Raw genomic sequence first — 22,260 nt, 5'->3', positions numbered from 1 at the left:
CCCTCTCCCTTTGGGAGAGGGGCGGGATACGGCCCACCAGACATGGAGCCGGAGAGTTTCTTTGATTATTGCCGTAAAAAACCGCGTTTTACTGACATTGCTTATCCTGTTGCTGCTGGCCGCATTTGGCCTGCCGTTTCTCAGCTATGCCCCCAATCGCCTGCTGTCGGGCAAGCCCATTTCCTTGATCTCCCTGCTGCACGGCCCGGCGTTGTGGCTGTTGGCACCGATGCTGGTGCTGGCGGTGCTTAGCCTGCTGGCGCCGAACCGGCGCAATGCGTTGCTCACCACGCTGGCCGCTTCGGCGCTGCTGACGCTGGCCTTCTGGCTGAGCGGCGATGCCGCACAACAACTGGCTCAGGATGGATCCAGACTGGCGCGCACCTCCTGGGGAAGCGGCTGCTGGCTGATATTGGCGTTGAGCCTGCTGATGGCCGCCGACGCCCTGACTCGCCTCGCCGCCTCGCACCTGTGGCGCATCATCGGCAATCTGCTGGTGGTGCTGCCTGCGGTGGCGTTGCTGTTTGGGCATCAGTTGGATCAACTTTCACTGCTGAAGGAGTACTACAACCGGCAGGAGGTGTTCGACGCCGCGCTGTTGCAGCACCTGACCATTCTGCTGGCGACGCTGGTGCCGGCACTGTTGATTGGCGTGCCGCTCGGGGTGCTGTGTTTCCGTTCCCGCCGTTGGCAAACGCCGATCTTCTCTACCCTGAACATTATCCAGACCGTGCCCTCGATTGCGCTGTTTGGTCTGCTGATAGCACCTTTGGCCGGGTTGGCGACGGCGGTGCCGTGGCTGGCGGAGCATGGCGTCAGCGGCATCGGCATGGCGCCGGCGATCGTTGCGCTGGTGCTGTACGCCCTGTTGCCGCTGGTGCGCAGCGTGGTGGCCGGGCTGCAAAGCGTGCCGGCCAGCGTGATCGAGTCTGCCAGCGGCATGGGGCTGACGCGTGGGCAGATTTTCTTCCGCGTGCAACTGCCGCTGGCGTTACCGCTGTTTTTGACCGGCGTGCGCATTCTGGCGGTGCAAACCGTTGGTATGGCGGTGGTGGCGGCGCTGATCGGCGCCGGGGGTTTTGGTGCCATTGTCTTCCAGGGCCTGCTCAGCAGCGCGCTGGATTTGGTGCTGCTGGGGGTGATCCCGGTGATCGTGATGGCGGTAATCGTCGATTCTCTGTTTAAATTTATGGTTTCACTATTGGAAGTATCACGCCGATGATTCACTTTACTCAGGTCAGCAAGATTTTTCAGGGCAAGCCGGCGGTGGACGACCTTACGCTGCAGATTGCCGAGGGCGAATTTGCCGTATTGATCGGCACCTCGGGTTCCGGTAAATCCACGACGTTAAAAATGATCAACCGGCTGATCGAACATGATCGGGGCAAGATTTATTTTGCCGGCGAAGAGATCCAGAAATTCAAACCGCAGGATCTGCGCCGCCGGATGGGCTATGCCATCCAGTCGATCGGGCTGTTTCCGCACTGGACGGTGGAGGAGAACATCGCCACCGTGCCGCAACTGCTGAAATGGCCGCGAGCGCGCATCCGTGATCGGGTGACCGAACTGCTGGAGCTGCTGCACCTGGAGCCGGATCTGTTCCGCCGCCGCTACCCGCACCAGCTTTCCGGCGGGCAGCAGCAGCGGGTTGGGGTGGCGCGCGCGCTGGCCGCCGATCCCGAGGTGCTGCTGATGGACGAGCCTTTCGGTGCGCTGGATCCGGTGACGCGCACGGCGCTGCAAACGGAGATCTCGCGCATTCATCATCTTTCCGGGCGTACCATCGTGCTGGTGACGCACGACATCGACGAAGCGCTGGCGCTGGCGGACCGCATCGTATTGCTCGATCAGGGGCGCATTGTGCAGCAGGGCACGCCGCTGGAATTGCTGACCGCGCCGGCCAACGATTTTGTCCGCGATTTCTTCGGCCGCAGCGATCGCGGCATCAAGCTGCTGTCGCTGGGAACGGTAGCCGAGCGCGTGCGCCCCGGCAGTGCCGACGGCGAGCCGATCGCCGCCGCCATGAGCCTGCGTGAAGCCCTGTCGGTGTTTGTGGCGCGCGGCAGTGAACGTTTACCGGTGGTGGGCGAACAGGGCGAAGCGCTCGGCGTGCTGCATTTCAACGATCTGATTAGCCAAAAGGCGCTGTCATGAGTGCGCAGCGTTCCACGCGCTGGCTGCGCGATCCGCTGCCCTGGACCTTTGCTTTGCTGCTGGCGCTGGTATTTGGCATGAATCATTTGCACGGGCTGTTCGCCGCCTGGTTCCCCGATCTGGAGCGGCCGGTCTATCAGCAAGACAGCTTTATCTCGCTGGTGTGGGCGCACCTGTTGCTGGTGGCGGTTTCCAGCCTGATCGCCGTGGTGATTGGCGTGGCGGCCGGGATCGGCGTGACCCGTCGGGCCGGCAAGGAGTTCCGCTCGCTGGTGGAAACCCTGGTGGCGGTCGGTCAGACCTTCCCGCCGGTGGCGGTGCTGGCGATTGCCGTACCGGTGATGGGCTTTAGCGAGCAGCCGGCGATTATAGCCCTGGTGCTGTACGGCCTGCTGCCCATCTTGCAGGGGACTCTGGCGGGGATTGAATCGGTGCCCAGCGCCACGCGCGAGATTGCGCAGGGAGTGGGGATGAGCGCCAGGCAGATCCTGTGGCGCGTCGAGCTGCCGCTGGCGGCGCCGGTGATTGTCGCCGGCATCCGCACGTCGGTCATCATTAACATCGGCACGGCGGCCATCGCCTCCACCGTGGGCACCAAAACGCTGGGTTCGCCGATCATCATCGGCCTGAGCGGTTTCAATACTGCCTATGTGATCCAGGGCGCGGCAGTGGTGGCTTTGCTGGCGATCATCACCGATATGCTGTTTGAGCGCTGGGTGCGCTATCTCACCGCCTGGCGTCAGCAGACGCTGGCGGATTCTTCTGCGGGGTAAGGGACATGAAGCAGGTATCTTTGCCGATGTACGGCGTTACGCATCAACCGGCCGAGGCTTTTTGGCAGGTGCTGCGCGAAAAACTTCAAGATTTGGGACTGACGGATTTGCCGTCGCAACTGAATTGGCCGCAGGATTTGGCGCGGCACTGGCGGCAGGACGATATCCTGCTCAGCCAGACCTGCGGTTATCCGCTGGTCAGCAGCCTGCCGCAGGTACAACTGGTCGGCACTTATCACTATCGCGTCGAGGGTTGCGAGGGGCCGGAGTACAGTAGCTGGTTGGTGGTGCGCGATGATGAGCCGGGCGAAAGCCTGGCGGATTTTCGCGGCCGGGTAGCGGCCTATAACAGCACCGATTCGCAGTCTGGCCATAACAGCCTGCGCGCGCTGATCGCGCCTTTGGCGCAAGACGGAAAATTCTTCCGCGCCGCTATCGCGTCCGGCGCGCATTACCAATCGCTCAAACTGATCCAAAACCGCGAAGCGGACATTGCGGCCATCGACTGCGTCAGCCTGGAATTGCTCAAACGGGCACAACCCCAGGCGCTGGCGGGGGTGAAAATTATTGGCCGGACGGCCGTCGTTCCGGGGTTGCCGCTGATTACCTCTGCGCATACGCCGCCGGAACAGCTGGAAATATTGCGCGCCGGGGCGAAGGCGATGGTGGGGGAAGCGGTGAGCGACAGCTTGCTGATCGGCGACTTCACGCTGGTCCCGCGTTCAGCGTACCAAAAAATCACCGCACTGGAACAACAGGCCGCCGCACTGGGGGTGACGGCGTTGTAGGCGGCTCCCCAGGCGGCGCTTGCCAAATTTACAGCAGGCCACCGCCGTCGATATCAATCACGCTGCCGGTGATAAAGCCGTTTTCCATCGCCAGCAGATACCCAGCCGCCACGTCCGCCGCCTGGCCGACGCGGCCGACCGGCAGCCCGGCACCGATTTTGGCGAACATCGCCTGACGCTGTTCGGCGCCAAGGGCATCGTAAGCTTCGGTGACGGTAACACCGGGGCTGACCACGTTGACCCGTCGCGGCGCCAGCTCTTTCGCCAACTGTTTGCCCATCGCCTCCAGCGCCGCATTGATGCCGGTTTTAATCAACTGCCCGCTGAGGTATTTGCGCGACAGTTGGCCAGAGGTCAGGGTAATGGAACCCTGCGGTGACAAGGTAGGCAGCGCAGCCTGTATGGCGCGTAAGGCGCCCCACAGTTTGACGTCAAAATTGGCCTGCGCCTCGTCGAAATCCGTATCTGCCAGCAGCCTGGTCTGTACGAGCGGCCCGGCGGTGAACACCAGATGATCGAACTCGCCGACCTCGGCGAACAGCGCACGCAGCGAACCTTCGTCGGTGACGTCCGCCTGCATTGCTCGCAGGCTGCCGCCGGCGGTGGGCTGATAGTGTTGCATGCATCCAGCGCGGCGTGAGGCCAGCACTACGCTGGCACCGCTTGCCACGGCGGCGTAAGCCACCGCTGCGCCGATACCGCTGTTACCGCCGAGGATCACCAGCTTTTGCCGGTTCAGGGGAGAAGAAGAGATGGTCATGATAGCGCCTCGATTGCCATGAGTGTTGTTGTTATCTATCATCAGGCATTGAAAATCCGCGAACAATCAGCCTAAATGGCAAACACTTGTAAATTATTTTTAATAATAGGCGTAGCGCCAGGATCCCCATGACATCCTTTATCGATCTCGACGTGTTCGTTCGTACGGTTGACGGCGGCAGTTTTTCAGAGGCGGCGCGCGCGCTGGATATCACCCCGGCGGCGGCCAGCATTGCGATTAAAAGGTTGGAGCAGCGGTTGGGGGTACGGCTGTTGGTGCGTTCCACCCGCAGCCTGCGGTTGACGGAGGAGGGACGGCGTTATCTTGACAGCGCCCGGCTGGCGTTAGGCGCGTTGGCAGAAGGGGAGCAGGCGATACGCGAGAAACATCAAGGGCTCTCCGGCGTGCTGCAAATTTCTGCGCCGTCCGATTTTGGCCGCAACCTGCTGTTGGGCTGGCTGGACGAATTCAAGCTACAGCACCCGCATATTCAACTGCAATTACTGATTAACGATCGCCAGGCCGACCTGTTCCGCGAGCCGGTAGATATTGCGCTGCGCTTCGGCCAGTTGGCGGATTCTTCGCTGGTAGCATTGCCCATTTTGCCGCAGCACCGGCGCTTAATCTGCGCCAGCCCGGCTTACCTGCAGCGGTATGGCGTGCCGCAGACGCCGGCAGAACTGGCGCAACACAGCATTCTGATTTATCAGCCCAGCGGGCGCAGGCAGGCTGAATGGCGCTTGTGGCGTGGGGATGAGTGCATTGAAGTGTCGTTGAACGGCCATTATTTTACCGACGACGGAGAGGTGGCGAGGCGTTGGGCACTGGCCGGGCACGGTATTGTCCGTAAATCGGCCATCGATGTGGTAGCGGATATTCACGCAGGGCGATTGGTGCAGCTATTGCCTGGATGGCAAAGCGATGCGGTGCCCATCAGCCTGGTGTGCCCGCACCGTTCGCAGGTATCGGAGCGCGTCAGGCTGTTGCAACGCTTTTTACAGCAGCGTTGTCAGGGCTGGATGGAGGATCACTTGGCCTGAATGCCGTCTGCCGGAGCCGTGTTGACGGCGGCATCATTGGCCGAGGTGCTCTCTTCGAGTGGCGTGGTGGAACGGGTGTACATATTCAACCCGGCCAGGAATACGCCACCCAGTGAACCAAAGGCGGCCAGGGCGATAACGATGATAAACGCTTTTTTCAGCATAGGAATAATTTCGCAGGTTGTTCGGAACAGCGGGAATTATAGACCCTTTGTCGGGTGAAACAAGACTCGTTTTTATACCCGTGGTCTTTCCAGCCACCACCTTGTTGGCGGCGGCATAGGGGCGAATATCTTCGCCCCGAGTCATACTATTTTCTGTTTATACGGCTTGCCGGGCGGGTGAACAGGTATTTTCCCAGCGTCACCAGCACCACCGCAGCGACGATAATCACCAGCGCGGCCCATTCACGTGGCGCCAGCGACTCGCCGGCAAAGCCGATGCCAAGCAGTACCGCCACCACCGGGTTGACGTAGGCATAGCTGGTCGCCACCGCCGGGCGCACGTTTTTCAGCAAAAACATGTAGGCGCTGATCGCCAGCATGGAGCCGAAGACGATCAGGTAACCCAGCGCGAAGAAGCCTTTGGCGGTGGGCATCTGGGTGAGGCGCTCGCCGCTCAGTTGGCTGACTACCAGCAACACCACGCCGGCGACCAGCATTTCCGCCGCACCGGCCATCGGCCCGGCGGGGAGTGAGATGCGAGACCCCAGAACCGAACCAAACGCCCAACTGGCGGAAGCCAGCAGGATCAGCAGCGCACCGGTCGGGTTGCCGACCAGGTTATTGCCGGTATTCAGCAGCACAATCCCCACCAGGCCCAGCGCAATGCCCGCCCATTCCAGTTTGGTATTGCGCATGCCCCACAGCAGGCTAAAACACAGGGTAAACAGCGGTACCGTCGCCACCATCACCGCGGCAATGCCGGAAGGCACGTTCTGATGCTCCGCCACGGTCACCAGGCCGTTGCCCACCGCCAACAGTAAAATGCCGATGGTGCCGGCGGCCAGCCACTGTTTTGGCGTTGGCAGGGCATGGCCGCGCAGCGCCAGGAAACTGAACAGTACGATCCCGGCGACCAGAAAGCGGATACCAGCCATCATCAACGGCGGCCAGCTTTCTACGCCCAGACGAATAACGAAGTAGGTTGACCCCCAAACAATATATAACGTGAAAAGTGCCCCGATTAACGGCAGGACGTTACGACTATTTTGGCTAAGCATGGGTTTTTATTCTGTAGGGAAGGTTATTATTAGAGGACTCAGTAAACCCGATCGGGTGGAGGATAAGCAACGCTTTTCACCACTTTTTTAATGGAAAAAGGTCGGTGAAAAAGGAATGGCAGGTAACTCTGCGCCGTTACGGGGCCGGCTTGTTCAGACGCGGCCAGCTCACTGCGGGCAGAAAGGCGGCCCAACCGACAGAAAGCAGCAACAGCATGATTTCCGGCGCGGTGCCCGGCTGTATTGCGCCCAACTTCCAACCGATAATGCCCGCCAGCGGCCCGGCGATGGACCCCAGGACTGCCAGCGGCCAGAGGGCGGCCTTTATCAGGTCCAACAGCCAAAACCACCAGCAGCCAAAGGCCAGCCACAGGGCAATCATCCATAACGGCAACAGGCTGTGGCCGCTGAAATGCAACACGCCGGCGTAGTTCCACAGGCTGTCCATCAGGATACCTGTCAGGGCGGCCAACAGCGCCCATCGCCGCCGGTGCGCCGGGGTAAAGATGAGCGCCAGCACGGCGCCGGCCAGCAGTACGGCATTGACCCGATCGCGGCCCAGGATCGCCAGTAGCCAAGCGGCGTTAATCCCCAGCGTCGCCAACCAGAATCCGGCATGCGTTTTCATTGCGGTTTCGCCCATTGCATGGGTGAGTGCCTGCTTACAGCAGCGAGATGCGATAAGCGCAACGGCGCGCGCCGGCCAGGATATGCTCGGAACGCTCAACCTGCGCCTGCAACACTTCGGTGAAAATACTCAGTTCAGCGCGGCAGAATCCCTGGCAGACAGTGGCGGCGGCGCAGATTGGGCAGTGATTTTCCACCAACAGAAACGAGCCGTCTTCCTGGGCGCGCCATTCGGCCATGTAGCCTTCGCGGGTGCGGATGGCCGTCAGACGCGCGACGCGCTCTTGCAAATCGATCGCGCCGATCATTGCCTGTTTGTAGTTAATGCGCGTTTCCTGTTCACGGGTGTCGATCAGCAAGTCGATCGCCTGTTCGCCCAGTTTGTCGCGCACGGTACGCAGCAGTTGCACCGTCAATTCGGAATGGGTATCCGGAAAACGTGCATTGCCGGCGACGGTCAGGTGCCACAGCTGCACCGGGCGGCCGACGCCGCGCGTTTCCGCTACCGCTTCAACCAATCCCTCTTTCGCCAGCTTGACGAACTGCTGGCGCGCAGCTTCACCGGTGGTGCCGAGGACTTTTCCTGCATCAGATGCCTGTTGTGGGCCGCGGGTTTTCAATAGCGTCAGCAAACGGTCACTGACCGACTGTGCGGTGCTATCGCTATTTTCCAAGTTTATTCTTGACATATTTCTCCGCCTCACCCTACCATTATTCCAAGTTAACACTTGTTAAATTTAGCGCAATATCACCCGCAACTCAATGCCATTACTCTGAAAACAGGACGACGACCGTGATAACTAACGATGATAGCCGCTGGGGCGATCTTTTCTCCGGCAAAAATGGCGCCAGTGCGATCGCGCTCTCACTCGGTGTAGCGCTGCATGCCATCAATATTCTGGTCGCCACCACCATTTTACCCTCGGTGGTGCAGGACATTGGCGGCCTGAATCTCTATGCCTGGAACACCACGCTGTTTGTGGTGGCGTCCATTCTCGGCTCCGCGTTATCCGCGCGGTTGCTCAGCGGTTATGGCGCACGCAGTGCCTATCTGGTGGCGTCGCTGTTCTTTATCGCCGGAGCCATGCTGTGCGCGCTGGCGCCGTCGATGCCGGTGATGCTGATCGGCCGAACGGTACAGGGGTTTGGCGGCGGTCTGATTTTTGCGTTGTCCTACGCCATGATCAATCTGGTCTTTGAGCAAAAGCTGTGGCCGCGCGCGATGGCATTGGTGTCGGCGATGTGGGGCATTGCGACGCTGGTGGGGCCGGCGGTGGGCGGGATCTTTGCCGAACTGAATGCCTGGCGCTGGGCATTCGGCATCCTGCTGCCGATCATGGTGCTGTACGCCGGTTTCACTTTCCTGATCCTGCCCAAGGGTAAACCACAGCAACAGGCGGCACCGCTGCCGGCGGCTCAGTTGCTGCTGTTGGCGACGGCGGTGCTGGTGGTGTCCGCCGGTAGCCTGGCGGACAGCGCGTGGATCAATATGGGCGGCATTGCTCTGGCGCTGCTGTTGATGGCCTGGCTGATACAGCGTGAGGCGCACTCTCGTGCACGGCTGTTGCCGCATGGCGCTCTGCGTCGCGGTTCCCAACTGGCCTCGCTGTATATCACCGTCTCCCTGCTGGTAGTAGGCATGACCAGCGAAATCTTCGTGCCTTACTTCCTGCAAACCCTGCATGGTCAATCGCCGCTGATTTCCGGCTATATTGCGGCCACCATGGCGGCGGGGTGGACGCTGTCGGAGATCCTCAGTTCCGGCTGGCGCAGTGCGGGCATCCGCCGGGCGATCATCAGCGGGCCGCTGTTCGTGCTGGTGGGGCTGTTGGCGCTGGGTATTTTGATGCCGACCCCTTCCGGCGGCCACTGGCTGGCGCTGACGCCGATCGTTATCGCGCTGACGCTGGTGGGATTCGGCATCGGTTTCGGTTGGCCGCATCTGTTGACGCGTATCCTGCAGGTTGCCCCCGAAGCGGATAAGGATATCGCCGGCGCATCCATCACTACGGTGCAGCTGTTTGCCACCGCCTTTGGCGCGGCGCTGGCCGGGATGATCGCGAATCTGGCTGGGCTCAATGAGCCGGGCGGGGCGGTGGGGGCGGCCAATGCCGCACGCTGGTTGTTCCTGTTGTTTGCCCTGGCGCCATTGCTGGCGATGTTCAGCGCCTGGCGCTGTGCGGCCATCGCGCCGCCGGCCGACGAGACGGGCAATTTTGTACAAAACCATCCGTCCACTGAATGATAGAATAAACTTCATTCAGCGGAGGTGGATATTATGGTGGAAAGCGCAGGGCGTAACCTTCGCCGGGAGCAGGCCAGCTTTATGCACGTCGACGAACTCGGCGGGTTGGGGGTGCTGCAGGCTACCTATCGCCGCCAGACTTTCTCGCGCCACAGCCACGAAGGCTTCTGCGTAGGGGTGATCGACGACGGCGCCCAGCGTTTTTACCGGACCGGCGGCGAGCACGTGGCGCCGCTGGGCAGCATCATTCTGGTCAACGCCGACGATATTCATACCGGCAGCGCCGCCAGCGAAGACGGCTGGTCCTATCAGGCGATGTATCCCACCCCGGAGCTGCTGACGTTTCTCTCGCGAGACTTGAAAAACGGCGCCGGAGCAACGCCTTATTTCCCCCATCCGGTGGTTCACGACGTCGGCGTTGCCGGCCAACTGCGGCTGGCGTTCAGTCTGCTGCGCAGCGATGAAAACCGTCTGCTGAAAGAAACCATGGTGTTTTCTGCGCTCACCTGGCTGATGCTGCGGCACGGTAAAAGCCGCATCGAACCTGCGCCGCAGAGTAAGGCGCAAAGCCAGGTAACGCAGGTGAAGGCTTTTCTGGATGACTTCCCCGAGGCAGACATTTCGTTGCTGGAGCTGGCGGAACGGGTGGGGCTCAGCCCCTACTATCTGCTGCGTCAGTTTCAATTGGCCACCGGTTTGCCGCCGCATGCTTACCAAATCCAGGCCCGGCTGCGCAAGGCGCGCCAAATGCTGAAGGCAGGCCACGGCGTGCTGGACAGTGCGCTGAGCAGCGGTTTTCACGATCAAAGCCATTTCCACCGCCATTTCCGCAAATCGATGGGCATCACGCCCGGCGACTATGTTAAATCGCTGAAATAGCCGCGCAATCCTGTGCAATACCCCGCAAGAATCCTGCTGTAGGCTATGCCTTCAAACGAAGGAGAACAGCATGACGCACTTATCACTCTTCACCGAACCGCCGGTGTCCCGGCTGCGCCCGACGCTGCAAGGGGCGGCGGCGATCCTGCCGCTGTGTCTGGCGGTGTTGCCCTGGGGTATCCTGGCGGGGTCGATGGCCATCCAGAGTGGCCTGACGGCGGCACAGGGGCTGGGCATGTCGGCCATTGTCTTTGCCGGCGCCTCGCAGCTGGTGGCGATGGGCATGATCAAAGGCGGTGCGGGGTTGCTGGCCATTTTGGTCTCGACCTTTTTTGTCACCGCCCAACATTTTCTGTATGGCCTGCGGCTGCGGGAAAGCGTAGCGCCGCTCCCTTTGCGTTGGCGTTTGCTGTTGGGGTTCCTGTTGACCGATGAGTTGTTTGCCCTCACCGGCAACCAGGCACCGGCGCGTTTTAACCGCTGGTACGCGCTTGGGGCCGGGTTGACCTTTTACCTGAGCTGGATTTTTTTCACTCTGTTGGGCGTGCTGGCCGCCGGCAGTGTCGAGGATCTGGACCGTTATGGCCTGGATTTCTCCATTGCCGCCACTTTTATCGCCATCGTGGTACCGATGATCCGTAGCCTGCCGGTGCTGGCGTGTGTTCTGACCGCGTTGCTGCTGTCGGTGGCGCTGCATTATTTTCAGGTGCCGGGCGCATTGATTATCACCACCGTCGTGGCGATGGGCGCCGGTATGCTGTGCAGCAAGGGGCGCGCATGATTTGGTTGACGATAGTGCTGATGGGCCTGGTGGTGTTTTTCAATCGTTACTGTTTTCTGGCACCGAGTCTGCCGGTGCGGCTGTCGCCACGCTTCAGGCGTTTGTTGAGTTTTTCCGTACCGGCGGTGCTGACGGCGATCTGCGGGCCGATCCTGGCTTTCAGCGGCGATACCTTGCGCGCGGTGCCGGATAATCCCTATCTGTGGGGGGCGCTGTTTGCGGTGATACTGGCGTTTTTCTTGCGCAATATGTTGGCGGTGGTGCTGCTGAGCATGCTGTTTTTTATCGCCCTGTGCGGGCTGTTTTAAAATTCGGTTGACCAATCCCTTATTTGAGATTATTTCTCTTATATGGGATTTATCATCAGGAGCAAGAGAATGGATAACGGATTGGAAAGCGCCGATCTCCGCTTGGCCCAGCGGCTGTCTGATTTGCGTCAGCGGCAGAGTTGGTCGCTGGAGGAACTGGCCCAGCAAACCGGCATCAGCCGGGCGACGCTGTCGCGGGTAGAGCGTGCGGAAACCAGCCCGACCGCTTCGCTGCTGAACAAGCTGTGCTCGGCATATGGGCTGACCATGTCACGCCTGCTGAGCGAGGTCGAGGATGAACCGCCGGAGCTGCTGCGCCGCGATCAGCAACCGGTATGGGTCGACAGCGCCAGCGGCTTTCACCGCCGTTCGGTATCGCCGCCCGCCGCGCTGTTCAAGGCGGAGTTTATCGAAGGCCGGCTTGAAGCCGGGGCAGAAATTGCCTATGACGCGCCTTCGGTACATGCGCTCGAACACCATCTTTGGCTGTTGGAAGGCCGGCTCGAGCTGACGCTCGAGGACCGCACCTTCCAGCTTGAGCCGGGCGACTGTCTGCGTTACCGGTTATTTGGCGCTTCTAAGTTTGCTGTGCCCGGCACCGTGCCGGCCCATTACACCCTTGTTATCTGCAGGCCCTAATCATGATTGAGATACAGCAACTGAACGCCGGCGAGGTACAAAACGCCCTTCCTGAGCTGGCCGATATGCTGCATGCCAGCGTATCGCAAGGCGCGAGCATTGGTTTTGTCATGCCTTTCACGTTGGAACAGGCGCAGGCATTCTGGCACCGTCTGCTGCCGGCGATTGAGCGCGAAGAAAGGATCCTGCTGGTCGCCCGGCAAGCGGGGCGAGTGGTCGGCACGGTGCAACTGCTGTTGGACATGCCTGACAACGGCCGCCACCGTGCCGAGGTAGTGAAATTGATGGTGCATCCGCAGGCTCGCCGCCAGGGCATCGCCCGTGAGTTGATGCTGCAAATTCAGCAAAGGGCGATTCAGCGTCAGCGGCATTTATTGGTGCTGGACACCCTGACCGGCGACACGGCCGAGGGCATGTATCGCCAACTGGGGTTTCAACTGGCGGGAAGCATTCCGCAGTACGCGCGCGCCAGCAATGGCGGCACGCTGGATGCCACCAGTTATATGTATAAGTTATTGTAAGTATACCCGTCGTCTTTCAAGCTACAGCGTTGTTGGCTGCACCCGGTAACGTGGCCCGTCCATGGGCCACGCTCCTTCGGAGCCGCTGCAAGCAGCGTTCAAATCTGCTCCCGACAGATTTGTCACCCCAGTCACTTACTTGAGTAAGCTCCTGGGGATGAACGAGCTTGCCGCCTAGCTGTAACTTGAAATCCATAGGATATACGCAGAGCGCGACTGTACTGGAAAGTACTCCGTTTGTAGGCGATTACTGCCCGTTCCAGGCCTTGATGGCCTGTTGGCGGATTTGCAGCTTCTGCTCCGGCGTCAGCTTGTTGTAATCGCGGGCCATACCGTTTTCCCAGTCACCGTACAGCGGGTTGGGTAACACGATAAATTCGGTGCCGAACTTGTTTTGATTATCGCTGACGAAGGCCCGACGTTGCGCGTTATCCTTGTGATAGGTCGCCGCGCCGAAGTCGTTCAGGTTGTCGCCGGCGTACACCACGATGTCATAGCCCGCCTGTTTGATGGCGTCAAAGCGTGCCTGCTTGTTGGACGTGTCGCTGCTGAGCAGCACGGTTTTTTCCGACATGCCGGTAAAGCCCAGTTTCTGCATGTTGGCGACCGTGGCGGCGTATTCGGACACTTTACGATTGGAGACATAGAACATCGTACCCTGGTGGCTGTTGACGTAACGGGCAAACTGCACCGCGCCCGGCACGGCCCCCGCCTGTTCGGCTTGTGACCATTTCGCCCAGGTGGCGGCGGCGAACGGCTTGCCTTGCTGCGCCTGCCAGCCGGAATACGGGCTATTGTCCAGCAGGGTTTCGTCCAGATCGACCACCACGGCCTTCTTCTTGCCCGGCGCGGCCTTGGCCTGATCGAAGGCGCGTTTGCCGCTGTTGAATGCCTGGTGCGCCAACGCCTGATATTCACCGGACTGTTGGAACCAGTTCAGCGCCAGCACCGACTGGTCCGCCAGCCGCTGCTGGGCCTGCAGATCGGTTTTCGGCGGCTGCGCACAGCCGGTCAGCGTCAATAGCGCAATGCCGATCGCCGCGCCAAGGGTCATTTTCTGCATGTTTTCTCCTGCCATAAAGGGATAACTCACGGGTTGTTATTGTGCGGTATTCAACGTCATCGCCATCTCGAACTGGCGTAATGCGTCTTGCCGCCAGCCGAGCCGGTCAAAGAAGGGCGCTGCTACCTCGGGAACGTAAACGTTGGCCGCCAGCGGCAGCGGCGAAAACTGCACTTGTAACGCGGCCAGCAGCGCCCGGGCATGCCCTTTGCCACGGTGCTGCGGCGGCACGTAGATCATGCGCAGGAAGCACTTCTCGGCCCCGACCTGCACCACCGCATAGGCCTGGCGGTCAAGGGTAAAGGCGTGCGGTTTGCCGGGCAGCTTGTAAAGGGATTCCGGCGCGATCAGCCAGGGTTGATCGGTGGCGCCTTCGGCCGTCAGGCGGTGCGAGACGGTCAATGGATCAATCTCTTGCAGCATTGCCACTTCGGCGGTTGTCGGTGCGTCGGCCTGGTGGCCGGTCAGGGTGCGGACGATGCGCAGGCCAGCCTGATGGTAGAGTGCCAGTGCGGCGTCATTGCCTTCGATCACTTCCAGCGACAGCCGACGATCGCCACGCTTGTGCGCGTCGGCGACGATACGCTGCATCAGCGCTTTTCCCAGCCCTTTGCCGCGCATTTCCGGGCGGATGGACAGCGCCGCCACCCGGCTGTGCAGGCCACGGCGGCTGATCAGCGCCAGCGCTACCGGCTGTTGCCGGTGGGTGACGATAATGCTGTCGTTCAGGCTAAGATCTTCGGCGCCAAAGCGGCTGGCGAAGGTAGCGCCGTCGATGACAAAACGCACAATGTAGTTTTCGAAACAGTGGCAGAGGATCTGCGCCAATTGATCGCTGCTGTAGCGCAGGGCGCTTTGATACTCAAACAGTCCATCGTCGTGCATGGCTTATTCCTGTGGGGAAGGGAGGCGATAGCCGTCATCTTTCAGGTGCAAGCTTGTGGTTTGCAACGTGAAAGCCATAGGGTATTACATCTAGACCCGATTGTTTTGCAAGGCAAGTTTCTGCGTGCGGTTACGGGATGCAGAGCGAGAGTCGGGGGGGAGGCTGGGGCAGAAAGCGCAAATGAAAAAAGCCGGGCGCAGCCGCCCGGCGAAATAAACCTTTTCAAGTAGCCGAAGCTAAAGATTGCAGTGGTGGTTATTCATCACATCAGAACTGGTAAGTCAGGGCGACGGCGACAACGTCGTCGGTTTTCAGGCCCAGCTTATTATTGTCGTCGAGTTGGTTGATTTTATAATCGATATAGGTCGACATGTTCTTGTTGAAATAATAGTAAGCGCCAACGTCAAAATATTTCACCAGATCGGCATCGCCGACGCCTTCGATATTTTTACCTTTCGACTGAACATAACCCAGCGATGGGCGCAGGCCGAAGTCGAACAGATATTGCGCAACCAACTCCACGCCTTCAGCCTTGTTGGCAAAGCCGCTAACGGAGGTGGAGTTGTTATTGATGGTCGCGGTGCCGGAAATAGGCACGATATTACGGCTTTGCGAATAGGTCGCGGCCAGGTAAACATTGTTGTTGTCGTATTTCAGACCGCCGGCCCAGATATCGGCTTTATCGCCTTTACCGAAGGTGCCTGCCTTTTGGCCTGCAGTACGGTTGGAAGAGGCATAGGCACCGCCCAGGCTCAGACCGTCGATGATTTCGTAGCTGGAAGACAGACCCCAACCGTCGCCGTTCGCCTTGCTGTTGGCGCGGCCATCGTTTTCGTTTTTGCCCTGATACTGTACCGCGAACTTCAGGCCGTCGACCAGGCCGAAGAAATCGTTGTTACGGTAGGTTGCCAAGCCGTTGGCACGGCCGTTCATAAAGTTGTCGGTTTTGACGTAAGCGTCGTCGCCGAACTCAGGCAGCATATCGGTCCAGGCGCCCACGTCATAAATAACGCCGTAGTTGCGGCCGTAGTCGAATGAGCCGAGATCTTTGTATTTCAGACCGGCGAAGCCCAGACGGGTCTTGGTGTCTTTCGCGCTGTCTGATTCGGAATGGTTAGCCGAAATCTGATATTCCCACTGGCCGTAGCCGGTCAGCATATCGTTAATTTGAGTCGCGCCTTTAAAACCGATACGCACGTAGGTTTTATCGCCATCATTACCGGTATCGTCAGAGAAATAGTGCAGTGCTTTTACGCGGCCGTAAAAATCGAGCTTGTTGCCGTCTTTATTGTAGATTTCTGCTGCCTGTGCTGTCTGCGCAATTAAAAGTGCCGGAATAATAACGGCCAGAAGATTAGGTTTCATGATTTACCCTGCTTTATTCGATTGAAAGACGCTTATCATCAGTTGTACTGCTGTTTCACTGTGCCGCCTCTTTGTTTGCGGCGAGGATTTTTTACCTCAGTTATGTGATCTATTTATGACAAAATATTCATTTCCATATCGAACGATTAAAAAAGTTGCATAAAGAGTGAATTTCTTCAACGGACAGGTGTCTGCGGCCAATTTACCGCTAACAATCTCTCTCCAGGTTTCCGGAAGAATCATGCGCGAGATTTATGCACCGCGCAGTTCCGAGCGCCGTTCAATGATCCAACGGTTCTGATTTTGTGGATTAAGACTGCCAAAAATCCCGATTTTCACCTGCCATGACGGCGAGTAGCTTAAGGCTATCCGTTAAACAGCAGGAGAATATGATGCAACCTTCCCAACAGGCCGGCCAACAGGCGTTCGGCGATATTGCCCCCAAGCTGGCGCAGCTCAGCGACAGCGTATTGTTCGACGACGTGTGGCAGCGGCCGGAGCTTGGCCCGCGCGAACGCAGCCTGATTACCGTCGCCGCGCTGGTGGCGCTGAACCGCGTAGAACAATTGCCGTTTCACTTGCAACTGGCGCAGCGCAACGGCGTGAGCCGCGAGCAGCTTGCCGAATTGATCACTCATCTGGCGTTCTATGCCGGCTGGCCGGCGGCGGCCAGCGCCGTGGCGCGCCTGCGTGAATTGAAACAGGAGTAGTCCCATGCCTTTCAGCCGCATTGCCTTGCATCAGGGAAAATCAGCGGAATATCTGCAAACCCTGTCCGACAGCCTGCATCAGGCGCTGGTCGACACCTTCAGCGTACCGCCGGCCGACAAGTTTCAGGCCATCGATCAATACCGCCCCGGCGAGTTGATTTACGATCGCGATTACCTCGGCGGGCCGCGCTCGGCGGATTATGTGCTGTTTTACATCACCATCGGCCGCCCGCGCGATACCGCCACCAAACAGCGTTTTTATCAACGTTTGGCGGCGCTGCTGGGGGAGAACCTGCAACTGCGTCCGGAGGATGTGATGATCGTCATCACCACCACTCAACTGGATGAGTGGTCGTTCAGTGCGGGCCGTGCCTCAATGATTGAAAACCAGCCATAACTCGGGCTGACTCGGCCGGCGGTCTGTGGGACAATAGCGCCATCATTTCGTTTAGATATAGAGTTGAATGGCGCTCTCCCCCGCAGTAAAAGATCAGATTGGCCAGTGGTACAAAGCCCTGCAGCAACAAATACCGGATTTTATTTCCCGTGCGCCGCAACGGCAGATGATCGCCGAAGTCGCCAAGACGCTGGCCGGCGATTACCCGCGCCACCTGGCGATTGAGGCGCCGACCGGCGTCGGTAAAACGCTGTCGTATTTGATCCCGGGGATCGCCGTCGGCCGTGCGGAGAGCAAGCCGTTGGTGGTCAGTACCGCCAACGTGGCGTTGCAGGATCAGATCTACAGCAAAGACTTGCCGTTGCTGAAAAAGATCATCCCCGATCTGAAATTCACCGGTGCCTTTGGCCGGGGCCGCTACGTTTGCCCGCGCAATCTGGCGGCGCTGAGCACCGACGTCAGCGAGCAGGGTGACCTCACGCTGTTCCTCGATGACGAACTGGCACCGTCCAGCGGCGAAGAGCAGGCGCTGTGCCAAAAGTTGACCAAGGCGCTCAGCCGCCATGAGTGGGACGGGCTGCGCGACCACTATCAGCTGTCGATCGACGATCCGCTGTGGGGCAAACTGAGCACCGACAAAGCCAACTGCCTGGGGCGCAACTGCCATTACATCCGCGAATGCCCGTTTTATATCGCCCGCAAAGAGATTGAAACCGCCGACGTGGTGGTGGCCAACCATGCGTTGGTGATGGCGGCGCTGGAAACCGAATCGGTGCTGCCGAACCCGAAAGAGCTGTTGCTGGTGCTGGACGAAGGCCATCATTTACCGGAGGTGGCGCGCGACGCGCTGGAGATTGACGGCGAAATCACCGCGCTGTCGACCAACCTGCAATTGGATATGATCGTGCGCCACGTCGAACAGTGCATGACGCAATACCGGCCGAAAAACCCGCCGGGGCTGGCAAATGACGAAAGATTGAAAAATCACTGCGAAGAGTTGCGTGAGCTGATCCAGATCTTCGAACATCAGGTCAGCGCCTATCTGCCTACCGACAGCGCTCCCGCCGAACACCGGTTTGAAATGGGCGAACTGCCGGCGGAGATGGTGGAGACCAGTGCAAGGTTGTTTAAGCTGACCGACGCCTTGCGCGGGGTGGCGGAGTTCATCTTGAACGATCTCACCGAACAGACCGGCAAGCACGATATCGTGCGCCTGCACCGTTCGATCATTCAGATGAGCCGCACGCTGGGCTATCTGGAGGCGATGAGCAAACTGTGGCGGCTGGCGGCGCTGGATAAATCCTCCAACGCGCCGATCTCCAAATGGGTCACGCGCGACCTGCGCGATAACGTGACGCACCTGTATCTGCACTGCGTTGGCATTCGCGTCAGCGATCAGCTGGAAAAGTTGCTGTGGCGCAAGGTGCCGCACGTGGTGATCACCTCGGCGACGCTGCGTTCGCTAAACAGCTTTGCACGCCTGCAGGAAATGAGCGGGCTGAGCGAAAAGGCCGGTGACCGCTTCGAAACCCTGTCCTCACCGTTCAATCACGTTGAACAGGGCAAAATTGTCATTCCGAACATGCGCTTTGAACCGGCGATAGCCAACGAAGCGGAACATCTGGAAGAAATGGCGCGTTTCTTCCGCGCCGAGCAGGCCAGCGGCAAACACAAGGGCATGCTGATCCTGTTCAGCAGCCACCGGGCGATGCAAACCTTCCTCAGCTACGTCACCGATCTGCGCCTGATGTTGCTGGTGCAGGGGGATCAGCCGCGCTACCGGCTGGTGGAGGAACACCGCAAACGGGTTGAAAAGGGCACGGCCAGCGTGTTGATTGGCCTGCAGTCGTTTGCCGAAGGGCTGGATCTGAAAGGTGAACTGCTGACCCAGGTGCATATTCACAAAATCTCGTTCCCGCCGATAGACAGCCCGGTGATCCTCACCGAGGGCGAGTGGTTAAAATCGCTCAAACGTTATCCGTTTGAAGTGCAGAGCCTGCCCAGCGCGTCATTCAACCTGATCCAACAGGTTGGTCGGTTGATTCGCAGCAACGAGTGTCATGGGGAGATCGTGATTTACGATCGCCGTCTGCTGACCAAAAGCTACGGGTCGCGGCTGCTGGCGGCGTTACCGGTGTTTCCGATCGAGCAGCGCGAGGTACCGGAAGCGGACAAGGCCCACAAGGCCGCGCTCAAGTCTGCCGCCGAAGCGGAGAAGAAAGACAAAAAGCGCAAGAACCCCTTTACCCGCCGACGCACCCGTTAATCAAAGCAGCGGCGGCAAGCGGCGCTTCACCGGCGTGGTTTTGACGATGGAGGTGTTGCTTTGCGCACGCTCGGCCAGCCGGTCGAGGATGTGGTCGAGCTGCTCCATCGAATGCGCCACCAGGCGCACGATAAAGCAGTCCTCGCCGGTCACCTTGTCGCACTCAATCACTTCGGGGATCTCCTGAATCATCTGCTCGACCTTCTTCAGCATGCCCGGCAGCGGCTTGATGCGCACCAGCGACTGAAAAGCGTAACCCAACGCCTGCAGATTGACGTTCAGGGTGTAGCCCTGGATCACGCCGCTTTCCTCCAGCCGCCGCAGCCGCTCTGAGGTGCTGGGCGACGACAGCCCGGCCCTGGCGCTCAGGGTTTTCAGCGACGCTCGCGCGTCCTCCGCCAGAATGGTCAGGATCTGGCGATCTATATCATCCATAAGCTCTCCATTAGGTATTTTGTTTATTACGCCTTCGATAAAAAGGCAGTTAAGCATATTGGCCTTTTTTATGCGATGGAAACCTGTGCGGAAAAACCTCAAGCTAAGAGCATAAGCTTAACCTGAGGAAGTAACCATGAACGCAGAGATAAAGCGCGGTTCGCTGGAGATGATCGCCGCGATGCTGATTTCCGGCACCATTGGCTGGTTTGTACTGATGTCCGGCCAGCCGGTGATTAATGTGGTGTTCTGGCGCTGTGCGGTGGGCGCACTGGTGCTGTTGGCTATCTGCGGGGCGCTGGGTCAGCTGCGGCGCGATTGCCTGACGCGCGCCACTTTGTTGCTGGCGATTGCCGGCGGCGTGGCGCTGGTGATCAACTGGCTGTTGCTGTTTGCCGCCTACTCTTATGCGTCTATATCCATTGCCACCGCGGTATACAATACCCAGCCGTTTATGCTGGTGGCGCTGGGTGCGCTGTTCCTTGGCGAAAAGCTGACTGCCCGCAAGCTGCTGTGGCTGGCGTTGGCATTCGTCGGCATGATGCTGGTGGTGCTGGCGCAGCCGAAGCAGGCGGGCGACCAGAGCAACTACCTGCTGGGCATTCTGCTGTCGCTCGGTGCGGCGTTTTTCTATGCGCTGATGGCACTGGCGGCCAAACGGCTGAAAGGCACGCCGCCGCATCTGATCGCGCTGATTCAGGTGACGGTCGGCGTGGTGATGCTGTTGCCGCTGGTGGATTTCCACGTGCCTGCGACTGCCGGGCAATGGGGCATGCTGGCCACGCTTGGCGTGCTGCATACCGGGTTGATGTACGTGCTGCTGTACGGCGCGATCCAAAAATTGCCGACCAACCTGATCGGATCGCTGTCGTTTATTTATCCGATCGCCGCCATGCTGGTGGACCGGTTGGCGTTCGGGCATCGGCTGGTCGCGCTGCAGTTTGCCGGCGCCGCCATTATCCTGTTGGCGGCAGCGGGCATGAACCTGCTGGGAGAGCGCAAGGTGAAATTAGCGGCTACGCCAGGCGGCAAGCAGGCATCCGAACAGTGACAACGTCAGTAATAACAGCATCACCGCCCGGTAGCCGTAGGCCGGGTAAATCAACGCAGCCAGTGCCAGACCCACCGCACCGCCCAGGTTGTGCAGCGTCCAGGTGATGCCCAGCGCGCCGCCGCTTTGCGCTTCGCTGACGGTGCCGAGCGTCGCCATCACCAGCGGGCCGAGAATGCAACCCCAACCCAGCCCCATCAGAGCGAAGGCCCCGAGGAGCAGCGGCAACGGGCTGGCGGCGGTAAACAGACTTTGCAGCGCGGCGGAGGCGGCCAGCGCCGCAAAACCGAGGATCAACGCCGGCCGTGGACCGGATTTATCCACCCATCGACCCACCCAGGGTGAGATAAGCGCCATCACTGCGGTGGTGGGTAACAGCAATAAACCCAGCATTACGCCCCCGTAGTGGCGGGTGCTTTCCAGATAGATCGGCATCAGGAAGAAGGCGGCGCAGTAGAAAAAGGCCAGCAACGCGCTCAGCAGGCAGACGCGCAGTAAGGCTGGGCTTCGCAGCAATTCCAGCGGCACCAGCGGTGAATGCGCCCGGCGCTCGACCGGCAACAACAGGCCCAGTGCGGCCACCGCCAATGCGGCTGTCAGCAGGGTCTTGGCATTCAGCCAACCCCACTGGCCGCCCTGGCTGATGGCCAGCAACAGCCCGGCGACGCCGACGACCAACAGCAGCAGACCGGGAATATCCAACCGTGCGCCTTGTTGCGCGCGTGACTCCCGCACCGTTCCCAGACAGAACGCGAAACTCAGCGCGATCAGCGGCACGTTCAACAGAAACACCCAGCGCCAGCCCAGCGAGCCGACCAACAGGCCACCGGCAACCGGGCCGATCGCCAGGCCCAGTCCGTTCACCGCCAGTAAAATACCGATGGCACGACCGCGCTGCTGCTGCGGCCAGGCATCGGCGACGATGGCCGTGGTGGCGGTATACAACACCGCGCAGGCCGCGCCTTGCACAAAGCGCCAGACATTGAGCAGCTCAATGCTGCCCGCCAGCCCGGCGCCCAGCGACGCACCGGCGAACACCAGCATCCCGCTGTACAGAACTCGACGGCGCCCGTACAAGTCTGCCAGCCGCCCTGCGCTGACCATAAAGGCGCATAGCGCCATCACGAATAGCGCCATCACCCATTGTATGCCGCTCAGGCTGGCCGCCAGCTCGCGCTGAATGGCCGGGATAGTGGTATTGACGATGGTGAAATCGATGCAACCCAAAAAGCTGGCGATGCTGATGCCGATCAGCAATCGCCACAGGCCGGGTGAGCCGGCTTCCGTCAGGGCTTCGCTGCGTTCGCTCATGGTTTTTTCCTCGACTGAAAATAGTGCGTTCAGTGTACT

The 22,260-nt window shown here is 59.7% G+C and carries 25 protein-coding genes; 15 read left to right on the top strand and 10 right to left on the bottom strand.

The window, feature by feature from the left end:
* The first annotated feature begins 61 nt into the window (after positions 1-61).
* From QZQ97_RS10665 to QZQ97_RS10650, 4 genes are read left to right on the top strand one after another with little or no spacing between them, the layout of a single operon-like run.
* Positions 62-1,222, top strand: a complete 1,161-nt coding sequence (locus QZQ97_RS10665) for an ABC transporter permease (protein WP_311993414.1) — start codon at positions 62-64, stop codon at positions 1,220-1,222.
* Positions 1,219-2,154, top strand: a complete 936-nt coding sequence (locus QZQ97_RS10660; RefSeq protein ID WP_311993413.1) for an ABC transporter ATP-binding protein — start codon at positions 1,219-1,221, stop codon at positions 2,152-2,154. The genes QZQ97_RS10665 and QZQ97_RS10660 overlap by 4 nt, the downstream gene beginning before the upstream one ends.
* On the top strand, positions 2,151-2,927 hold the full coding sequence (locus QZQ97_RS10655; protein WP_311993412.1) for an ABC transporter permease: 777 nt from the start codon (positions 2,151-2,153) through the stop codon (positions 2,925-2,927). Before QZQ97_RS10660 ends, QZQ97_RS10655 begins: the two co-directional genes overlap by 4 nt.
* Before the next feature lie 5 nt (positions 2,928-2,932).
* Entirely contained in the window at positions 2,933-3,715 is a 783-nt protein-coding gene (locus QZQ97_RS10650) for a phosphate/phosphite/phosphonate ABC transporter substrate-binding protein (protein WP_311993411.1), read from the top strand.
* A 28-nt stretch (positions 3,716-3,743) separates the two neighbouring features.
* Here QZQ97_RS10650 and QZQ97_RS10645 read toward each other — a convergent pair whose 3' ends face one another.
* The gene (locus tag QZQ97_RS10645; RefSeq protein WP_311993410.1) at positions 3,744-4,475 is read right to left on the bottom strand and encodes an SDR family oxidoreductase; all 732 of its coding nucleotides are present in this window, start codon (positions 4,473-4,475) and stop codon (positions 3,744-3,746) included.
* A 128-nt stretch (positions 4,476-4,603) separates the two neighbouring features.
* Between QZQ97_RS10645 and QZQ97_RS10640 the strand changes: the two genes are divergently transcribed.
* A complete protein-coding gene (locus QZQ97_RS10640; RefSeq protein WP_311993409.1) occupies positions 4,604-5,515 on the top strand; it encodes a LysR family transcriptional regulator in 912 nt (303 codons plus the stop codon).
* Here QZQ97_RS10640 and QZQ97_RS10635 read toward each other — a convergent pair.
* From QZQ97_RS10635 to QZQ97_RS10620, 4 genes are all read right to left on the bottom strand, one after another.
* The gene (locus QZQ97_RS10635; protein WP_311993408.1) at positions 5,503-5,679 is read right to left on the bottom strand and encodes a hypothetical protein; all 177 of its coding nucleotides are present in this window, start codon (positions 5,677-5,679) and stop codon (positions 5,503-5,505) included. The two genes, QZQ97_RS10640 and QZQ97_RS10635, sit on opposite strands and share 13 nt — an antisense overlap.
* Positions 5,680-5,825: 146 nt before the next feature.
* Positions 5,826-6,737 carry a drug/metabolite exporter YedA gene (gene yedA, locus QZQ97_RS10630; protein ID WP_311993407.1) on the bottom strand — a complete coding sequence of 304 codons (912 nt, stop codon included), beginning with the start codon at positions 6,735-6,737 and terminating at the stop codon, positions 5,826-5,828.
* A gap of 136 nt (positions 6,738-6,873) precedes the next feature.
* Positions 6,874-7,365, bottom strand: coding sequence for a DUF2878 domain-containing protein (locus tag QZQ97_RS10625; RefSeq protein ID WP_311993406.1), 492 nt, complete (start codon positions 7,363-7,365; stop codon positions 6,874-6,876).
* Between the two features lie 34 nt (positions 7,366-7,399).
* Positions 7,400-8,053, bottom strand: coding sequence for a helix-turn-helix transcriptional regulator (locus tag QZQ97_RS10620; RefSeq protein WP_311993405.1), 654 nt, complete (start codon positions 8,051-8,053; stop codon positions 7,400-7,402).
* A gap of 104 nt (positions 8,054-8,157) precedes the next feature.
* On the opposite strand from QZQ97_RS10620, the gene QZQ97_RS10615 reads away from it, so the two are divergent.
* The 6 genes from QZQ97_RS10615 (at position 8,158) to QZQ97_RS10590 (ending at position 12,737) form a co-directional block, all read left to right on the top strand.
* Complete coding sequence (locus QZQ97_RS10615; protein WP_311993404.1) at positions 8,158-9,609, top strand: MFS transporter; 1,452 nt, start codon at positions 8,158-8,160, stop codon at positions 9,607-9,609.
* Between the two features lie 33 nt (positions 9,610-9,642).
* Positions 9,643-10,488 carry an AraC family transcriptional regulator gene (locus QZQ97_RS10610; protein ID WP_311993403.1) on the top strand — a complete coding sequence of 282 codons (846 nt, stop codon included), beginning with the start codon at positions 9,643-9,645 and terminating at the stop codon, positions 10,486-10,488.
* Between the two features lie 70 nt (positions 10,489-10,558).
* The gene (locus tag QZQ97_RS10605; RefSeq protein WP_311993402.1) at positions 10,559-11,269 is read left to right on the top strand and encodes an AzlC family ABC transporter permease; all 711 of its coding nucleotides are present in this window, start codon (positions 10,559-10,561) and stop codon (positions 11,267-11,269) included.
* Positions 11,266-11,577 carry an AzlD domain-containing protein gene (locus QZQ97_RS10600; protein WP_311993401.1) on the top strand — a complete coding sequence of 104 codons (312 nt, stop codon included), beginning with the start codon at positions 11,266-11,268 and terminating at the stop codon, positions 11,575-11,577. The genes QZQ97_RS10605 and QZQ97_RS10600 overlap by 4 nt, the downstream gene beginning before the upstream one ends.
* Before the next feature lie 69 nt (positions 11,578-11,646).
* Positions 11,647-12,216, top strand: a complete 570-nt coding sequence (locus QZQ97_RS10595) for a helix-turn-helix domain-containing protein (protein WP_311993400.1) — start codon at positions 11,647-11,649, stop codon at positions 12,214-12,216.
* A gap of 2 nt (positions 12,217-12,218) precedes the next feature.
* Complete coding sequence (locus QZQ97_RS10590) at positions 12,219-12,737, top strand: GNAT family N-acetyltransferase (protein WP_311993399.1); 519 nt, start codon at positions 12,219-12,221, stop codon at positions 12,735-12,737.
* A gap of 247 nt (positions 12,738-12,984) precedes the next feature.
* On the opposite strand, the gene QZQ97_RS10585 is transcribed toward QZQ97_RS10590, so the two are convergent.
* The 3 genes from QZQ97_RS10585 to ompC all read right to left on the bottom strand — a co-directional run bounded on the left by QZQ97_RS10585 (position 12,985) and on the right by ompC (position 16,051).
* Positions 12,985-13,800: a 5'-nucleotidase, lipoprotein e(P4) family gene (locus QZQ97_RS10585; protein WP_311993398.1), complete on the bottom strand. Its 816-nt coding sequence runs from the start codon at positions 13,798-13,800 to the stop codon at positions 12,985-12,987.
* Between the two features lie 36 nt (positions 13,801-13,836).
* Positions 13,837-14,685, bottom strand: a complete 849-nt coding sequence (locus QZQ97_RS10580; RefSeq protein ID WP_311993397.1) for a GNAT family N-acetyltransferase — start codon at positions 14,683-14,685, stop codon at positions 13,837-13,839.
* Positions 14,686-14,953: 268 nt separating this feature from the next.
* Positions 14,954-16,051: a porin OmpC gene (gene ompC, locus QZQ97_RS10575; protein ID WP_311993396.1), complete on the bottom strand. Its 1,098-nt coding sequence runs from the start codon at positions 16,049-16,051 to the stop codon at positions 14,954-14,956.
* A gap of 392 nt (positions 16,052-16,443) precedes the next feature.
* Here ompC and QZQ97_RS10570 point away from each other — a divergent pair, with 392 nt between their 5' ends.
* The 3 genes from QZQ97_RS10570 (at position 16,444) to dinG (ending at position 19,424) form a co-directional block, all read left to right on the top strand.
* Positions 16,444-16,761 (top strand): carboxymuconolactone decarboxylase family protein, encoded by a 318-nt coding sequence (locus QZQ97_RS10570; RefSeq protein ID WP_311993911.1) that lies wholly within the window; start codon positions 16,444-16,446, stop codon positions 16,759-16,761.
* A 4-nt stretch (positions 16,762-16,765) separates the two neighbouring features.
* A complete protein-coding gene (locus QZQ97_RS10565; RefSeq protein ID WP_311993395.1) occupies positions 16,766-17,158 on the top strand; it encodes a tautomerase family protein in 393 nt (130 codons plus the stop codon).
* A gap of 67 nt (positions 17,159-17,225) precedes the next feature.
* Entirely contained in the window at positions 17,226-19,424 is a 2,199-nt protein-coding gene (gene dinG / locus QZQ97_RS10560; RefSeq protein WP_311993394.1) for an ATP-dependent DNA helicase DinG, read from the top strand.
* Here dinG and QZQ97_RS10555 read toward each other — a convergent pair whose 3' ends face one another.
* Entirely contained in the window at positions 19,425-19,859 is a 435-nt protein-coding gene (locus QZQ97_RS10555; RefSeq protein WP_311993393.1) for an Lrp/AsnC family transcriptional regulator, read from the bottom strand.
* A gap of 136 nt (positions 19,860-19,995) precedes the next feature.
* Between QZQ97_RS10555 and QZQ97_RS10550 the strand changes: the two genes are divergently transcribed.
* Entirely contained in the window at positions 19,996-20,910 is a 915-nt protein-coding gene (locus tag QZQ97_RS10550) for a DMT family transporter (protein WP_311993392.1), read from the top strand.
* Here QZQ97_RS10550 and QZQ97_RS10545 read toward each other — a convergent pair.
* Positions 20,869-22,221 carry a DHA2 family efflux MFS transporter permease subunit gene (locus QZQ97_RS10545; protein WP_311993391.1) on the bottom strand — a complete coding sequence of 451 codons (1,353 nt, stop codon included), beginning with the start codon at positions 22,219-22,221 and terminating at the stop codon, positions 20,869-20,871. The two genes, QZQ97_RS10550 and QZQ97_RS10545, sit on opposite strands and share 42 nt — an antisense overlap.
* Positions 22,222-22,260 lie beyond the last annotated feature (39 nt).

This window comes from Serratia sp. root2, from assembly GCF_031931805.1.
Taxonomy (GTDB): Bacteria; Pseudomonadota; Gammaproteobacteria; order Enterobacterales; family Enterobacteriaceae; genus Serratia; species Serratia inhibens.
The sequence above is the reverse complement of the archived record's forward strand: the minus strand, read 5'-3'. Positions and strand labels throughout refer to the sequence as shown.

Coding starts and splice junctions, on each gene's coding strand:
- QZQ97_RS10590 (WP_311993399.1), top strand. CDS start 12,219: ATGATTGAGATACAGCAACTGAACGCCGGCGAGGTACAAAACGCCCTT.
- QZQ97_RS10655 (WP_311993412.1), top strand. CDS start 2,151: ATGAGTGCGCAGCGTTCCACGCGCTGGCTGCGCGATCCGCTGCCCTGG.
- QZQ97_RS10565 (WP_311993395.1), top strand. CDS start 16,766: ATGCCTTTCAGCCGCATTGCCTTGCATCAGGGAAAATCAGCGGAATAT.
- QZQ97_RS10545 (WP_311993391.1), bottom strand. CDS start 22,221: ATGAGCGAACGCAGCGAAGCCCTGACGGAAGCCGGCTCACCCGGCCTG.
- yedA (WP_311993407.1), bottom strand. CDS start 6,737: ATGCTTAGCCAAAATAGTCGTAACGTCCTGCCGTTAATCGGGGCACTT.
- QZQ97_RS10555 (WP_311993393.1), bottom strand. CDS start 19,859: ATGGATGATATAGATCGCCAGATCCTGACCATTCTGGCGGAGGACGCG.
- QZQ97_RS10650 (WP_311993411.1), top strand. CDS start 2,933: ATGAAGCAGGTATCTTTGCCGATGTACGGCGTTACGCATCAACCGGCC.
- QZQ97_RS10600 (WP_311993401.1), top strand. CDS start 11,266: ATGATTTGGTTGACGATAGTGCTGATGGGCCTGGTGGTGTTTTTCAAT.
- ompC (WP_311993396.1), bottom strand. CDS start 16,051: ATGAAACCTAATCTTCTGGCCGTTATTATTCCGGCACTTTTAATTGCG.
- QZQ97_RS10605 (WP_311993402.1), top strand. CDS start 10,559: ATGACGCACTTATCACTCTTCACCGAACCGCCGGTGTCCCGGCTGCGC.
- QZQ97_RS10595 (WP_311993400.1), top strand. CDS start 11,647: ATGGATAACGGATTGGAAAGCGCCGATCTCCGCTTGGCCCAGCGGCTG.
- dinG (WP_311993394.1), top strand. CDS start 17,226: ATGGCGCTCTCCCCCGCAGTAAAAGATCAGATTGGCCAGTGGTACAAA.
- QZQ97_RS10660 (WP_311993413.1), top strand. CDS start 1,219: ATGATTCACTTTACTCAGGTCAGCAAGATTTTTCAGGGCAAGCCGGCG.
- QZQ97_RS10645 (WP_311993410.1), bottom strand. CDS start 4,475: ATGACCATCTCTTCTTCTCCCCTGAACCGGCAAAAGCTGGTGATCCTC.
- QZQ97_RS10635 (WP_311993408.1), bottom strand. CDS start 5,679: ATGCTGAAAAAAGCGTTTATCATCGTTATCGCCCTGGCCGCCTTTGGT.
- QZQ97_RS10625 (WP_311993406.1), bottom strand. CDS start 7,365: ATGAAAACGCATGCCGGATTCTGGTTGGCGACGCTGGGGATTAACGCC.
- QZQ97_RS10620 (WP_311993405.1), bottom strand. CDS start 8,053: ATGTCAAGAATAAACTTGGAAAATAGCGATAGCACCGCACAGTCGGTC.
- QZQ97_RS10610 (WP_311993403.1), top strand. CDS start 9,643: ATGGTGGAAAGCGCAGGGCGTAACCTTCGCCGGGAGCAGGCCAGCTTT.
- QZQ97_RS10550 (WP_311993392.1), top strand. CDS start 19,996: ATGAACGCAGAGATAAAGCGCGGTTCGCTGGAGATGATCGCCGCGATG.
- QZQ97_RS10585 (WP_311993398.1), bottom strand. CDS start 13,800: ATGCAGAAAATGACCCTTGGCGCGGCGATCGGCATTGCGCTATTGACG.
- QZQ97_RS10580 (WP_311993397.1), bottom strand. CDS start 14,685: ATGCACGACGATGGACTGTTTGAGTATCAAAGCGCCCTGCGCTACAGC.
- QZQ97_RS10640 (WP_311993409.1), top strand. CDS start 4,604: ATGACATCCTTTATCGATCTCGACGTGTTCGTTCGTACGGTTGACGGC.
- QZQ97_RS10570 (WP_311993911.1), top strand. CDS start 16,444: ATGCAACCTTCCCAACAGGCCGGCCAACAGGCGTTCGGCGATATTGCC.